The organism is Sphingobium sp. AntQ-1, from assembly GCF_028538045.1.
Lineage (GTDB): Bacteria > Pseudomonadota > Alphaproteobacteria > Sphingomonadales > Sphingomonadaceae > Sphingobium > Sphingobium cupriresistens.
Map to the genome: position 1 here is coordinate 1,521,616 of NZ_CP117158.1, position 13,001 is coordinate 1,534,616.

Annotated in this window: 19 protein-coding genes; 12 read left to right on the forward strand and 7 right to left on the reverse strand. The window is 64.4% G+C overall.

What is annotated here, in order from left to right; all coding sequences use genetic code 11:
- The first annotated feature begins 11 nt into the window (after positions 1-11).
- Positions 12-533, forward strand: coding sequence for a sterol desaturase family protein (locus tag sphantq_RS07495; RefSeq protein WP_272799946.1), 522 nt, complete (start codon positions 12-14; stop codon positions 531-533).
- A gap of 45 nt (positions 534-578) precedes the next feature.
- On the opposite strand, the gene sphantq_RS07500 is transcribed toward sphantq_RS07495, so the two are convergent.
- Positions 579-935: a hypothetical protein gene (locus tag sphantq_RS07500; RefSeq protein WP_272799947.1), complete on the reverse strand. Its 357-nt coding sequence runs from the start codon at positions 933-935 to the stop codon at positions 579-581.
- A gap of 66 nt (positions 936-1,001) precedes the next feature.
- Positions 1,002-1,271: a hypothetical protein gene (locus sphantq_RS07505; RefSeq protein ID WP_272799948.1), complete on the reverse strand. Its 270-nt coding sequence runs from the start codon at positions 1,269-1,271 to the stop codon at positions 1,002-1,004.
- Between the two features lie 514 nt (positions 1,272-1,785).
- Between sphantq_RS07505 and lgt the strand changes: the two genes are divergently transcribed.
- Both lgt and sphantq_RS07515 read left to right on the forward strand, forming a co-directional pair.
- Positions 1,786-2,652: a prolipoprotein diacylglyceryl transferase gene (gene lgt, locus sphantq_RS07510; protein ID WP_066606319.1), complete on the forward strand. Its 867-nt coding sequence runs from the start codon at positions 1,786-1,788 to the stop codon at positions 2,650-2,652.
- Positions 2,642-3,718 (forward strand): class I SAM-dependent methyltransferase, encoded by a 1,077-nt coding sequence (locus sphantq_RS07515; protein ID WP_066606321.1) that lies wholly within the window; start codon positions 2,642-2,644, stop codon positions 3,716-3,718. The genes lgt and sphantq_RS07515 overlap by 11 nt, the downstream gene beginning before the upstream one ends.
- Here the strand turns inward: sphantq_RS07515 and gmk are convergent.
- Positions 3,715-4,380 (reverse strand): guanylate kinase, encoded by a 666-nt coding sequence (gene gmk / locus sphantq_RS07520; protein ID WP_066606324.1) that lies wholly within the window; start codon positions 4,378-4,380, stop codon positions 3,715-3,717. The genes sphantq_RS07515 and gmk overlap by 4 nt on opposite strands.
- A 54-nt stretch (positions 4,381-4,434) precedes the next feature.
- Between gmk and sphantq_RS07525 the strand changes: the two genes are divergently transcribed.
- The gene (locus tag sphantq_RS07525; RefSeq protein WP_272799949.1) at positions 4,435-5,004 is read left to right on the forward strand and encodes a DUF2585 domain-containing protein; all 570 of its coding nucleotides are present in this window, start codon (positions 4,435-4,437) and stop codon (positions 5,002-5,004) included.
- Here the strand turns inward: sphantq_RS07525 and sphantq_RS07530 are convergent.
- From sphantq_RS07530 to sphantq_RS07540, 3 genes are all read right to left on the reverse strand, one after another.
- Positions 5,001-5,345: a hypothetical protein gene (locus tag sphantq_RS07530; protein WP_066606329.1), complete on the reverse strand. Its 345-nt coding sequence runs from the start codon at positions 5,343-5,345 to the stop codon at positions 5,001-5,003. The two genes, sphantq_RS07525 and sphantq_RS07530, sit on opposite strands and share 4 nt — an antisense overlap.
- Positions 5,346-5,394: 49 nt before the next feature.
- A complete protein-coding gene (gene fumC / locus sphantq_RS07535; protein ID WP_272799950.1) occupies positions 5,395-6,783 on the reverse strand; it encodes a class II fumarate hydratase in 1,389 nt (462 codons plus the stop codon).
- A gap of 105 nt (positions 6,784-6,888) precedes the next feature.
- Positions 6,889-7,365 (reverse strand): SspB family protein, encoded by a 477-nt coding sequence (locus sphantq_RS07540; RefSeq protein WP_066606334.1) that lies wholly within the window; start codon positions 7,363-7,365, stop codon positions 6,889-6,891.
- A gap of 109 nt (positions 7,366-7,474) precedes the next feature.
- Between sphantq_RS07540 and hisB the strand changes: the two genes are divergently transcribed.
- The 8 genes from hisB to sphantq_RS07580 all read left to right on the forward strand — a co-directional run bounded on the left by hisB (position 7,475) and on the right by sphantq_RS07580 (position 12,053).
- A complete protein-coding gene (hisB, locus tag sphantq_RS07545) occupies positions 7,475-8,062 on the forward strand; it encodes an imidazoleglycerol-phosphate dehydratase HisB (RefSeq protein ID WP_272800200.1) in 588 nt (195 codons plus the stop codon).
- Positions 8,063-8,085: 23 nt separating this feature from the next.
- Positions 8,086-8,376, forward strand: coding sequence for a YciI family protein (locus tag sphantq_RS07550; protein WP_066606340.1), 291 nt, complete (start codon positions 8,086-8,088; stop codon positions 8,374-8,376).
- On the forward strand, positions 8,373-8,984 hold the full coding sequence (gene hisH / locus sphantq_RS07555) for an imidazole glycerol phosphate synthase subunit HisH (protein ID WP_224550529.1): 612 nt from the start codon (positions 8,373-8,375) through the stop codon (positions 8,982-8,984). Before sphantq_RS07550 ends, hisH begins: the two co-directional genes overlap by 4 nt.
- Positions 8,985-9,080: 96 nt before the next feature.
- Entirely contained in the window at positions 9,081-9,818 is a 738-nt protein-coding gene (hisA, locus tag sphantq_RS07560; RefSeq protein WP_224550530.1) for a 1-(5-phosphoribosyl)-5-[(5-phosphoribosylamino)methylideneamino]imidazole-4-carboxamide isomerase, read from the forward strand.
- Between the two features lie 37 nt (positions 9,819-9,855).
- Complete coding sequence (gene hisF, locus sphantq_RS07565; protein ID WP_066606349.1) at positions 9,856-10,620, forward strand: imidazole glycerol phosphate synthase subunit HisF; 765 nt, start codon at positions 9,856-9,858, stop codon at positions 10,618-10,620.
- A 160-nt stretch (positions 10,621-10,780) separates the two neighbouring features.
- Positions 10,781-11,044 (forward strand): PEP-CTERM sorting domain-containing protein, encoded by a 264-nt coding sequence (locus sphantq_RS07570; RefSeq protein WP_066606351.1) that lies wholly within the window; start codon positions 10,781-10,783, stop codon positions 11,042-11,044.
- Positions 11,045-11,083: 39 nt separating this feature from the next.
- Entirely contained in the window at positions 11,084-11,404 is a 321-nt protein-coding gene (locus sphantq_RS07575) for a phosphoribosyl-ATP diphosphatase (protein WP_066607425.1), read from the forward strand.
- A 73-nt stretch (positions 11,405-11,477) separates the two neighbouring features.
- Complete coding sequence (locus tag sphantq_RS07580; RefSeq protein ID WP_201785527.1) at positions 11,478-12,053, forward strand: hypothetical protein; 576 nt, start codon at positions 11,478-11,480, stop codon at positions 12,051-12,053.
- Here sphantq_RS07580 and sphantq_RS07585 read toward each other — a convergent pair.
- A complete protein-coding gene (locus sphantq_RS07585; protein ID WP_272799951.1) occupies positions 12,050-12,946 on the reverse strand; it encodes a histone deacetylase family protein in 897 nt (298 codons plus the stop codon). The two genes, sphantq_RS07580 and sphantq_RS07585, sit on opposite strands and share 4 nt — an antisense overlap.
- Between the last annotated feature and the right edge of the window lie 55 nt (positions 12,947-13,001).

The following is a 13,001-nucleotide window of genomic DNA, read 5'->3' on the forward strand; positions in this document are numbered from 1 at the left end:
TATGCGTCAGCATGTCGCCCATCGCCCTCTGCCTCGTCTTCTTCGCCACGCTCGCCGCGATGGAGGGCTTTGCCTATGTCATGCACCGCTGGGTGATGCACGGCCCCGGCTGGTTCCTCCACGCCAGCCACCACCGCGCGCGTACCGGCTTTTGGGAAGCGAACGACCTCTATTTCGTGATCTTCGCCCTGCCCTCCATCCTGCTGCTGCTCGGTGGCGTGCAATGGGGCTGGGGCAGTTGGGCGACCGCGGTCGGCGCGGGCATCGCCGCCTATGGCGCCATCTATCTGGGCTTTCACGACATCATCGTGCATCAGCGGGTGAAGCACCGCTATGTCGCGCGCTCGCGCTACATGAAGCGCATCGTCCAGGCCCACCGCCTGCACCATGCCGTCGAAACGAAACATGGTACGGTCAGCTTCGGCTTCCTGATCGCTCCACATCCGACCGCGCTGAAACAAGCATTGGCACAGCGCGGCCGCCAGGGCGTGCGCGCGGCTAAGGGGCTGGAGGATGCGGGCGCGAGGGACTGATTTGGGTGGTTAGGGGACTGTCAGCTATCAACATCGCTCACCGGCTTAGCTGACATTCCCGTCGTAAAGGATGATCTGGGCAAATTGTGATGTTGATGGATCGGCAGTTGTGTCGGCATCCACCGCAATCACCTCAACCCGTTGGACCACAGCTAAATCCGCCACGCGTTCGATCAGTGCCTTGATGTCAGTCGATGAGTTTAAGACGGGAAGTTTGGGATACAGAAATCCACCCTCTCCATCGCCAAGATTAACCCCCTGCAATTTGCCCAGTTCGTCGGCCAGTGAATCGAGCCTCTCAGGTGCCGCTGTAAGGTAAAAGGTCAGCCATATACTGGGAATATCAAATCCCGGCTCGGACCGGATGATTGCTATTCGTTGTTCAATATCGGCGACGGTCATAGTTCCAATCTAATCGCATTCTCGATAGTCAGCTACTGGAGACTGGTAGCTGCCGATTATGGTCGATCATCGCCGGTCGAACGCGACCGTCTTGGTTGCCTCAAAGGGAGGCTTGACGACGGCTTCATACCAATCGGCTCGAAAGCCCGGCAGTGCCGATAGATGGGCTGTCAGGTCATTCCAACCCTTTGATTCCTCATGAAAGGTCCATACGCGACCGGCAATTGCGACGTCGCAGCAAATGAGGTCGGTGGTAATTTCATCCAGCTTGTAAAAGATGACCGCATCAATATCGGTCAGCGGAAGCTGAGCAAGGATCGCCGGTGTGATGGTCATTGCGACATGCTGCCTTGCTCACCGAATGTCAGCAAGTGGGAAGCGCAAACGAGACTTGGAACGGTAAAAAATGGTCGTCAGCGGTCATCGCTCACCCCGTCAGCGGACAGGCATCCAGTCCGCTTTCGCTCCTCCGCACCACCGTCTTTCCTATTCTCCCATTCTCTGGTTTACCCTCACCGATGGACCAGCCCCTCCCCTCGTCACCCCCCACGCCTGCCAGCCGCCGGCCCATGGCGTCCGTGGCGCGTGGATGGCGCGAACCCGGCGCGTCCCCGTCGCGTTGGTGTGAACCGATCATGACCGTCCCTTCACCCACCTGTAGCCTCGCGATAGCGTCGCAGGCGCGTCGGCGGCGCTTTTCGCGCAAATCACCCGACAACGGTGTGAACTTCGGCCGTGGCGCGCAATCGGACCCTGCGCGACGCGCCGACATCACCAAATCCTCGTCCCCCCTTCATCTTGGCCGCCGCTTGTTCTATGCCCGCAATCCAATTCCCAAGGGGACGTTGTTTTGATCCTGGACCTTGCCGCCGCCGCTTCGGGCGCCATTCGCTTTGAAGATCTGGGGCTGGACCCCGTCGCCCTCAATCTGGGCTTCTTCACGCTCAAATGGTACAGCCTCGCCTATCTGTCGGGCATCCTGATCGGCTATTGGTATCTGCTCAAACTGGTCGCCCAGCCCGGTTCGCCGATGGGCCGCCGCCATGCCGACGACATGATCTTCTATGCGACGCTGGGCATCATCATCGGCGGGCGGCTCGCCTATGTGATCTTCTACCAGCCCGAAATCCTCGCCCACCCGCTCGATATCTTCAAGCTGTGGAATGGCGGCATGTCCTTCCATGGCGGCGCGGTCGGCGTGTCGCTCGGCATCCTCTACATGGCGTGGAAGGAAAAGCTGAGCTGGCTGCGCATCCATGATTATGTCGCCTGCGTCGTGCCTTTCGGCCTGTTCTTCGGCCGACTCGCCAATTTCGTGAACGGCGAATTGTGGGGCAAGGAAACCGACGTGCCCTGGGGTATGATCTTCCCCACCGGCGGCGATCTGCCGCGCCATCCCAGCCAGTTGTACGAAGCCGCGCTCGAAGGCGTCGTCCTCTTCCTCATCCTCGCCTTCGCCTTCTGGAAGACACGCGCGCGCTACAAGCCGGGCATGTTGGTCGGCCTCTTCCTGCTGGGCTATGGCTGCTTCCGCTTCGGCGTGGAATATGTCCGCGAAGCCGACGCCCAGTTGATGGAGTTCGCCGCGCGCACCGGCCTGCACATGGGTCAGTGGCTGTGCGTGCCGATGATCCTGGGCGGCCTCTATCTGATCGTCACCGCCGGCCGCCGCCGCGTCCGGGTGGAACCGATCGCCGGGATGAACAGTGTCGCCTAAACCCTTGGCCGATCTGCCGTTGGCCGATCGGCTGGCGCGGCAGATCGCTTCAGGCGGGCCGATCTCGGTCGCGCACTATATAGCGGAGGCGAACCAGCATTATTACGCCACCCGCGATCCGCTAGGCGCGGACGGCGATTTCACCACGGCGCCGGAAATCAGCCAGATGTTCGGCGAGCTGGTCGGCCTGGCGCTGGCCGACGTCTGGATGCGATCGGGCCGCCGCCCCGAAGCCGTCTATGCCGAGCTGGGGCCGGGCCGCGGCACCCTGGCGGCCGACGCGCTGCGGGCGATGGAACGCGCCGCGCTCGCCCCCAAAGTGCATCTGGTCGAAACCAGCCCGGCGCTGCGCGGCCGCCAACTGGCCCTGCTACCCCATGCCGTCCACCATGACAGCATCGACAGCCTGCCCGACACCGGCCCGCTGCTGGTCGTCGCCAATGAATTTTTCGACGCTCTGCCCGTCCGCCAGTGCATCCGCGTCGGGGACGAATGGCGTGAGCGCGTCGTCGTCAGCCGGGAGGCGGAGGGCCGCTTCCTGCCCGTCCCCGGCTATCGTCGTATCGAATCGGGCCTGCCGCCGCTCGCCGTGGAAGCCCCAGAAGGCGCGATCCTCGAATCGCCGATCGTGGGCGCCGGCATCGCCTATGCGCTGGCCCACCGCATCGCCAAGCAGGGCGGCGCCGTCATCATCATCGACTATGGCCATGAAGGCCCGGCGCTGGGCGACACCCTCCAGGCGGTGAAGGGACACCAGTTCGCCGATCCTTTCACCGATCCGGGCGAAGTGGACCTGACCACCCATGTCGATTTCACCGTGCTGGGCAATATGGCGCGCCAGGCGGGCCTGCGTGTCCATGGCCCGGTCGGCCAGGGCGATTATCTGCGCCAGCTCGGCATCGACGCCCGCGCCGACCAGCTCGCCCGCACCGCCCCCACCCGCGCCGCGGAGATAGGCGCCGCCCGCCACCGCCTGACCGACGAAGCCGAAATGGGCAGCTTGTTCAAGGCGATGACCTGGACTCATCCCGACTGGGCGGACCCGGCCGGGTTTGATCGGGTTTAATCGTCCTGGTGGTAACGGCCCAGCTTGCGGATGAAGCCGATCAGGCCGGTCTGTCGGCTGCGCTTCATCCGTTCGGCGTGCAGGATCGTCTGGACCCGTGCAAAGCAGTCCTCGGCATCGACATTGCACAGCACATAATCATAGCCGTCCCAATGCGCGATCTCGCCCGCGGCGCGCGCCATGCGACCCTCGATCACCGCCTCGCTGTCGGTCGCCCGCCCGCGCAGGCGACGCTCCAGCTCCTCCATGGACGGCGGCAGGATGAAGATGCGGACGACGTCGCCGCCGGCAATCTGGTGCAATTGCTGCGCACCCTGCCAGTCGATGTCGAACAATACGTCCTGGCCAGCCTTCAGCATCGCCTCGACCGGGCCACGTGGCGTGCCGTAACGCTGGCCGAACACATGCGCCCATTCCAGAAACTCATGGTCGCTCGTCATCCGGCGGAACTCTTGCAGATCGACGAAATGATAATCCTTGCCCTCGATCTCCCCCGGCCGCATCGGCCGCGTGGTCGCCGATACCGACATGGACAGGTCCGGTTCGGCCGCCAGCAGTTTGCGCGCAATGGTGGATTTGCCCGCGCCGGAGGGGGAGGAAAGGACGAAAAGAACGCCCCGCCGCTTGAAATCGGGAGTCTCTGAAGGAAGGGTGTCGGCCATGGCCGCTAGTGACGCCTGAAACGCGATTTTGCAAGAGGGGGCTGGGGAGAGACGATGCGACGCAGACAAAGGATCAACCGGCGCGGCCTCATCGCCGCCGCCCTGATCGCACTGGCCGCTTGCGTCATCCTGTTCCTGATGCGCCGCCCCCCCATCTGCACCTGCGGCTATGTCGAACTGTGGCACGGCGCGCTCGACAGCGGCAACAGCCAGCATATCGCCGACTGGTACAGCCTCAGCCATGTGATCCACGGCTTCCTGTTCTACGCGGGCGCACACCTGTTGCTGAAACGCCGGCCGATCGGGCCTCGGCTGGCGCTGGCCGTGCTGATCGAATCGGCATGGGAGATATTGGAAAATTCGCCGATCATCATCGACCGCTATCGCGCCGCGACGATCGCGCTCGGCTATTCCGGCGACACCATCCTGAATTCGATGAGCGATATCGGCATGATGACGCTGGGCTTCCTGTTCGCTGCCCGCGCGCCAACTTGGGTGACGGTCATGCTCGCGATCGTGCTGGAATTGCTGGCGCTGGCGGTGATCCGCGACAATCTGACGCTCAACGTCCTGATGCTGACCTGGCCCATCGACGCGGTGCGCGAATGGCAGGCGGCGCTCTAGGCCTTGGCCTTGCGCGCGCTTTCGATCGGAATAGGCTCGCCGCTCTTGTCGGGCAGCAGTTTGAGGTTCTTTTTACGCTCCGCCTCGCGCTTGGCCTCATACAGCTTGCCCGCCATATAGGCGCCTGTCACGAACAGCGCGCCGGCGGGGTAGCGCATGATGATGCGCTTGGCGCCTGCGCCCGCGATCAGGCCGAACACGCCCTTCTTGCCCGTCGCCGCCGCGACCCGCGCAGCGACCACCGTGGCACCGACCCGCGCCGCTTTTCGCAGCAGGCCCGCCTTTTTGGGCGGACGGATCGTCACCAACGGGGCGGAGGGGGTGAGGGCTTTTTTCTTCATACAGGGTTAATGTACCGGATGCCCGCCGGTTCCGCCATGTTGATCTGGATCAGACCATATTTTCCGGCCGCACCAGCCGGTCGAAGGTCGTCTCGTCCACCAACCCCAGTTCCAGCCCCGCCTCTTTCAGCGTCTGCCCCGTCTTATGGGCGTGCTTGGCGATGGCGGCGGCATTGTCATAGCCGATCTCCGGGGCCAGCGCGGTCACCAGCATCAACGACCGATCGACCAGCTCGGCGATCCGCGCTTCATTCGCGACCAAACCCTCGACGCAGCGCTCCGCGAAACTCTCCATGCCGACGCTCAGCAGATGGATGGAGCGCAACACATTAGCGCCGATCAGCGGCATGAACACGTTGAGTTCGAAATGGCCCTGCATCCCGCCGATCGTCACGGCCTGCGCATTGCCGATCACCTGTGCCGCGACCATGGTCAGCGATTCGCACTGGGTCGGGTTGACCTTGCCGGGCATGATCGAACTGCCCGGCTCATTGGCGGGCAGGTCCAGTTCGCCCAGACCCGATCGCGGCCCCGATCCCAGGAAGCGGATGTCGTTGGCGATCTTCGTCAGCGACACCGCCAGCGTGCTCAAGGCGCCCGCAAAGAAGACCAGCCCATCCTTGGCGGCGAGCTGCTCGAACTTGTTGGGCGCGCTTTCGAACGGGGCGCCCGCGATATCGCTGATCGCCGCGACCATATCCTCGGCCCAGCCTTGGGGCGCGTTGAGGCCGGTGCCGACGGCCGTGCCGCCGATCGCCAGCTTGCGGATATTGCCGTTGAGCGCCCCCTCGATCCGCGCCCGGCCGCTGACCAGTTGCGCGGCATAGCCGGAAAATTCCTGGCCCAGCGTCAGGGGCGTCGCATCCTGCGTATGGGTGCGGCCGATCTTGACGATATGGCTCCAGGCCTGCGCCTTGGCGGTCAGCGCCGCCGTTAGCTTTTCGAGCGCGGGGATCAGCCGGTCGCGCGTCGCCATCACGGTTGCGACATGCAGCGCGGTCGGAAAGCTGTCGTTGGACGACTGGCTCATATTCACATGGTCGTTGGGATGGACCGGGCTCTTGCCGCCGCGCGTGCCCGCCAGTTGCTCATTAGCGAAACCCGCGATCACCTCGTTCACGTTCATGTTGGTCTGGGTGCCCGACCCGGTCTGCCAGATGACGAGCGGAAACTGGTCGTCCAGCGCGCCCGACACGATCTGCTGCGCCGCATCCTCGATCGCGGCGACGAGGCTGGCGTCCAGCCCATGCGTCCCGTTCACCCGCGCCGCCGCCTGCTTCACGATCGCCTGCGCATGGACGATGCCGAGCGGCATCCGTTCGGTGTCGCCGTAGGGGAAATTCTCGATGCTCCGCTGCGTCTGCGCCCCCCAATAAGCGGCGGCAGGCACCTCTATGGCGCCGATGCTGTCGGTTTCGGTGCGGGTAGTGGCGGACATGCAGATAGTCTCCTTTTGAGAAAGAATCTCAAGAGACTGTCATGTAAGGCAGGGCTGCAAAATTCCAATGACCGACGGCGCGACATGCCCCGCGGACGGACAGCTCTACTTCTTCTTCCCGAAGTCCACCGTCACCACGTTGGAGCCATCTTCGGCCGTCACCTGCGGGCCGTCATTTTCCGCCTCCTCGTGCGGCTGCGGCAATTCGTCCGCCGCGACCTGGAACTGGAGCGCGAAATTGACGGCCGGATCGACGAAGGCGGTGATCGCGCTGAAGGGAATGTTGAGGTGGGCCGCGACCTGGTTGAAGGTCAGGCTGACTTCGAAATGATGGTCGCTGACCTTCAGGTCCCAATATTTATTCTGGAGGACGATCGTCATCTCGTCCGGGAAGCGCTCCACCAGATGTTTGGGGATGTCGACGCCCGGCGCGTTCGTCTTGAAGGTGATGTAGAAATGATGCGCGCCCGGCAGGCCGCCGGACTGCTGCACCTCGCCCAGCACGCGGCCGACGACTGCACGCAGGGCCTCCTGCACGATTTCGTCATAGGGAATCAGGCTGTCGGGCAGATCTTCACTCATGGCGCAATGTCCTAACGGCCCGAAACAGGCGGTCAACCCCCGCAGGCGGATTGCACGCCCAGATTGCATGGCAGATTGCATGACGGGCGCTACGCGCTATAGGGCGGCCATGCGCACGGCCGAGATTCACCGCAACACGGCGGAAACCCAGATCGACGTCACCGTCAACCTCGACGGTACTGGCCTCTATACGGCGTCGACGGGCATCGGCTTCCTCGACCATATGATCGAGCAGTTGTCGCGCCATTCGCTGATCGACATGACCGTCAAGACGGTCGGCGACCTGCATATCGACCAGCATCATACGACCGAGGATACCGCGATCGCGATCGGCGAGGCGCTGGGGAAGGCGCTGGGCGACAAGCGCGGGATCAGCCGCTACGGATCGGTCTATTCGCCGATGGACGAGACGCTGAGCCGCGTGGCGCTCGACATTTCGGGTCGCCCCTGGCTGGTGTGCAAGCTGCCCTTCACCGTCACCAAGGTCGGCGAATGGGACACGGAGATGGTGGAGCATTTCTTCCACAGCTTCGCCCAGGCAGCCGGCATCACGCTGCATATAGAGCTGCTCTATGGCAGCAACAACCATCATATCGTCGAAAGCGCGTTCAAGGGTCTGGCCCGCGCGCTGCGCCAGGCGGTGGAGATCGACCCGCGCAAGGCGGACGCGATTCCCTCGACCAAGGGCATGTTGTAACAGCGCAACGAAAGGCCGGACCCATGTTCATCATATCGCTGACCTACACGGCTCCGGCCGATATTCTGGACGGCCATCTGGCGGATCATCGGGCCTGGCTGGACCGCGGCATTGCCGATGGCTGGCTGCTTCTGGCCGGCCGCCGTGAGCCGCGAACCGGCGGTATATTGCTGGCCCGTGGCGATCGCGCGGCGATCGAGGCGAAGGCCGCGACCGATCCCTTCGTCGTCAACGGCGCCGCTACGGCTGAGGTGATCGCATTCAACCCGGTGCGCGCGGCGGCGGGCGTCACTCTGGAGAGCCTGCTCGCATGATCGCCCTGATCGACTATGGCGCGGGCAATCTCCATTCGGTCCATAATGCTCTGCGCAAGGCCGGCGCGCACGATGTCGCCATCACCGCCGACGCCGATGTCGTGGCCAGGGCCGATCGCATCGTCCTGCCGGGCGTGGGCGCCTTCCGCGCCTGCCGCGATGCGCTGGTCGCGATCCCCGGCATGGTCGACGCCATGAACGAGGCGGTGAACGGGCGCGGCACGCCGTTCCTGGGCGTATGCGTGGGCATGCAGTTGCTGGCCGATGCCGGCGAAGAGTTCGGCCGGCATGAGGGGCTGGGCTGGATTCCCGGCACCGTCCGCCGGATCGAACCGACTGACGCCGCCGTCAAGGTGCCACATATGGGCTGGAACGATGTGGTGCTGAACGGCGCGCCGCCGCTCATCGAGGCGGGCGAGGCCTATTTCCTGCACAGCTATCATTATGAGGCCGCCGATCCCGCCCATGTCGCCGCGACGACCGACCATGGCGGGCCTCTCGTCGCCGCAGTCGCGCGCGACACCATCATCGGCTGCCAGTTCCACCCCGAGAAAAGCCAGCGTTACGGGCTGGCCTTTATGGCGCGGTTTCTGGATTGGAAGCCGTGATATAATGCAACATCCGTTCGGTTCGAGCCTGTCGAGAACCCTCGCGCAACAGGTTCTCGACAAGCTCGAACCGACCGGAATTTTGGAAGTCGCATAATGTCCCTGATCGTCTTTCCCGCCATCGACCTGAAGAACGGCCAGGTCGTCCGCCTCGCCGAGGGGGATATGGACCGCGCCACCGTCTATGGCGACGATCCCGCCGCGCAGGCACTGCTGTTCGCGCAAGCGGGCGCGCAGCATCTCCATGTCGTGGACCTCGACGGCAGCTTCGCCGGCCATGCCGTCAATGCGCAGGCGGTCGAGAAGATCGTCGACGCCTTTCCCGGCCATGTCCAGTTGGGCGGTGGCATCCGCAATCGCGAAGCGGTGGAGCGCTGGTTCGACCTCGGCGTCTCGCGCATCGTGATCGGTACCGCAGCGCTCAAAGACCCCGCCTTCGTCAAGGCGGCGGCGCGCGACTTTCCCGGTGGCATCGTCGTCGCGGTCGATGCGCGCGACGGCTTCGTCGCGACCGACGGCTGGGCGGAAAAGAGCGATATGGAAGTGATCGACCTGGCCCGTCGGTTCGAGGATGCCGGCGTCGCATCGCTGCTCTTCACCGATGTCGGCCGCGACGGGATGCTCAAGGGCTGCAATATTGACGCGACCGTCGATCTCGCCCGCGCCACCGACATTCCGGTGATCGCCAGCGGCGGCGTGGCGGGGATCGCGGACATCCGCATCCTCAGCCTCCATGCCGACGAAGGGATCGAAGGCGTCATCACCGGCCGCGCCCTCTATGACGGGCGGCTGGACCTCAAGACCGCGCTGGCGGTCGCCAAGGCGGCGGCGTGAGTAACGTGACATCCCACGGGCATTGGAAACCAGTCGCATGACCGTCCGCACCCGCGTCATCCCCTGCCTCGACGTCGCCAATGGGCGCGTGGTCAAGGGCGTCAATTTCGTCGATCTGAAGGATGCCGGCGATCCGGTCGAGCAGGCGAAGCTTTATGACGCGGCCGGGGCGGACGAACTCTGCTTCCTCGACATCACCGCCACCCATGAAGCGCGCGGCACCATCCTGGACGTGGTGCGCCGCACCGCCGAAGTCTGCTTCATGCCCGTCACCGTGGGCGGCGGGGTGCGCACGCCGGACGATGCGCGCGCGCTGCTGCTGGCGGGCGCGGACAAGGTCGCGGTCAACAGCGCGGCGGTCGCCCGCCCCGAACTGGTGGCCGACATCGCCGACCGCTTCGGTAGCCAGTGCATCGTCGGGTCCGTCGATGCGCGTAAAGTGAGCGAAGGCCGGTGGGAAATCTTCACCCATGGCGGTCGCCAGCCGACCGGCATCGACGCATTGGAACACGCCCTGCGCCTGGCGGACCTGGGGGCGGGCGAACTGCTCGTCACCTCGATGGATGGAGATGGCACCAAGGCGGGCTACGACCTGGCGCTGACCCGCGCCATCGCCGACGCGGTATCGATTCCGGTGATCGCCAGCGGCGGGGTCGGCACGCTCGACCATCTGGTCGAGGGTGTGGTGCAGGGCCATGCCAGCGCGGTGCTGGCCGCGTCCATCTTCCATTTCGGCCAACATACGATCGCTGAGGCCCATCACGCGCTCGCGGCGGCGGGCGTGCCGGTGCGGTCGGCGTGAAGCGTCGATCCACTTTACAGCAACCATGTTTTCGCAATCGCCGTTAACTATGGCGCACCGCTGAAATGCCGAGATTTCTGCTGCATGGCATGAACTCTGCTTAACCATCTCCGGGTCGCGTTCCACCATCACAGGTTTGACGCAAACGGGGTGATTTGACATGAAAATTCCTAAGATGCTTCTGATGGCCGGCGCTGCCGGCCTCATGGGCGCTGCCGTACCAGCGCCCGCCAATGCCAGCTTCTGGTGCTGGTTCGGCAAGTGCGGCGGCTCGTCCACCGGCGGCGGCACGGGCGGCTCCACCGGCGGCTCGTCGGGCGGCACGCCCACGCCGGTGCCGGAACCGGAACAGATGGCGCTGTTCGGCATGGGCGCGGCCGTATTGGCCGGCCGAATGTTCCTTGCTGGCCGCAAGCGTAAATAAGTGATTGACGGGTCGCGCGCGAAAAGCTTGATGCAGCCCATGCGCGCGACCCTTCATACTTTGGAACAGACCATCCGCCAACGACGGAACGCCGACCCGTCGGCCTCCTATGTCGCCAAGCTGACCACCAAAGGCCGCGCCAAAATCGCGCAGAAGGTCGGCGAGGAAGCGGTCGAAACGGTCATTGCCGCGATGGCGGACGATCGCGCGGGCGTGATCGGCGAAAGCGCCGACCTGCTGTTCCACCTGATGATGCTGCTGGCCGATCTCGACATACCGCTCGACGCGGTGATGGACGAACTGGATCGGCGCGAAGGCCTGTCGGGCATCGCCGAAAAGGCCGCGCGACCCAAGGACTGACCGCCAGGACGGGAAAGATGTTGCCCGCCCTGCGTTGATGCGTCAGCTTCATATCGGAAAAGGGGGATGCATTATGGTTCGCGCTCTGATCGGCGGCCTGTTGGGGGGCCTTTCCATGTTCATCACTGGCTTCATCTTCTGGGGCACGCCCTTGTCGGCGCTGGCGCTCAGCCGTACAGACGAACAGGCCAGCGCCAATTTGCAGGCCGCAATGGCGCAGGCGCTGACCCCCACCGGCACCGGCGTCTATGTGATCCCCGATCCTGCGACGGCGCAGGGCACCATCCTTTACGGCAAGGGGCCAGTCGCGCAGATCTTTTACAATGAAGGCGGCTTCCCGGTGATGGACAGCGGCGCGCTTATCGGCGGCTTGATCCTGTCGCTGGTCGTCGGCGTGGTGATCGCTCTGGCGCTGCGTTTCGTGACGACCGGCTTTGCGGACCGGGCGCGTGCGACCATCCTCTTTGCGCTGGGCGCCGTGCTATGGCTGCATATCGGCCAGGCGGTGTTCAATCATGCGCCCTGGGGCTATATTCTCTACCTCGCCTTCAGCGATTTCGTGGCGCTGGCGCTCGCCGGCCTGATCGCGGCCAAGCTGATGGAGACGAACGCCGAGGCGGCCGTGGCCGATCCCGGCGCCTTCCACTAAGCCGCTTCTTCAGCCAGACGGATCATGCAGGCGGCGTGGCGGCGGGCGATCGCCATCCGGTCCTCGCCATAGCCGCCGCCCATGGTACTGGCGAGCGGCACGCCGCGCGCGCGCGCCTGCCGCATCACGAAGCGGTCACGCGCTTCCAGCCCGGCATCGCTCAGCGCCAACCGGCCCAGCCGATCCTCCCCGTGCGGATCGACACCGGCCTGATAGAGAATCAGGTCCGGCGCGAAATCGTCCAGCACGCGCGGCAGCACATCCGTCAGCACCATAAGATAGGCGTCATCGCCAGTTCCGTCCTCCAGCCCGATGTCGAGCGTCGATCGCGCCTTCCTGACCGGGAAATTCTTTTCCGCATGGATCGACAGGGTGAAAATGTCGCCCCGCCCCGCCAGCAGCGACGCGGTGCCGTCCCCCTGATGCACGTCGAGGTCGAGGATCAGGATGCGCGCCGCATCCCCCTCCGCAATCAGCCGGTTGGCGGCGATCGCCAGATCATTGAACACGCAATAGCCAGCCCCGGTATCGCGCAGCGCATGATGACTGCCCCCCGCGGCGTTGGCGGCATAGCCATGCACCATCGCCAGCTTCGCCGCCGCCCAGGTGCCGCCCGGCGACAGCATCGACCGGCGCATCACCCGTTCCGTCATCGCAAAGCCGATCCGCCGCGTCTTTTCGGGCGGGACCGTCAGGGTCATGACTTCCGCCACATAGGCCGGGTCATGCACCGCCTCGATCCAGGCGCGCGGCATCGACACAGGTTCAACCGTTTGGAAATTCACGCCACTTTCGCGCAGCGCATCCATCACCAGGCCATATTTGTCGAAACGAAAGCGGCCGCCATCTGTTGCAGGGGAGACATAGGCAGGATGGTGAACAACGTGCAGCATGATCTTTTCCGCTATCGCGATTTGAACCGTGACGGCTTTGCGCTATCTGGTCCAG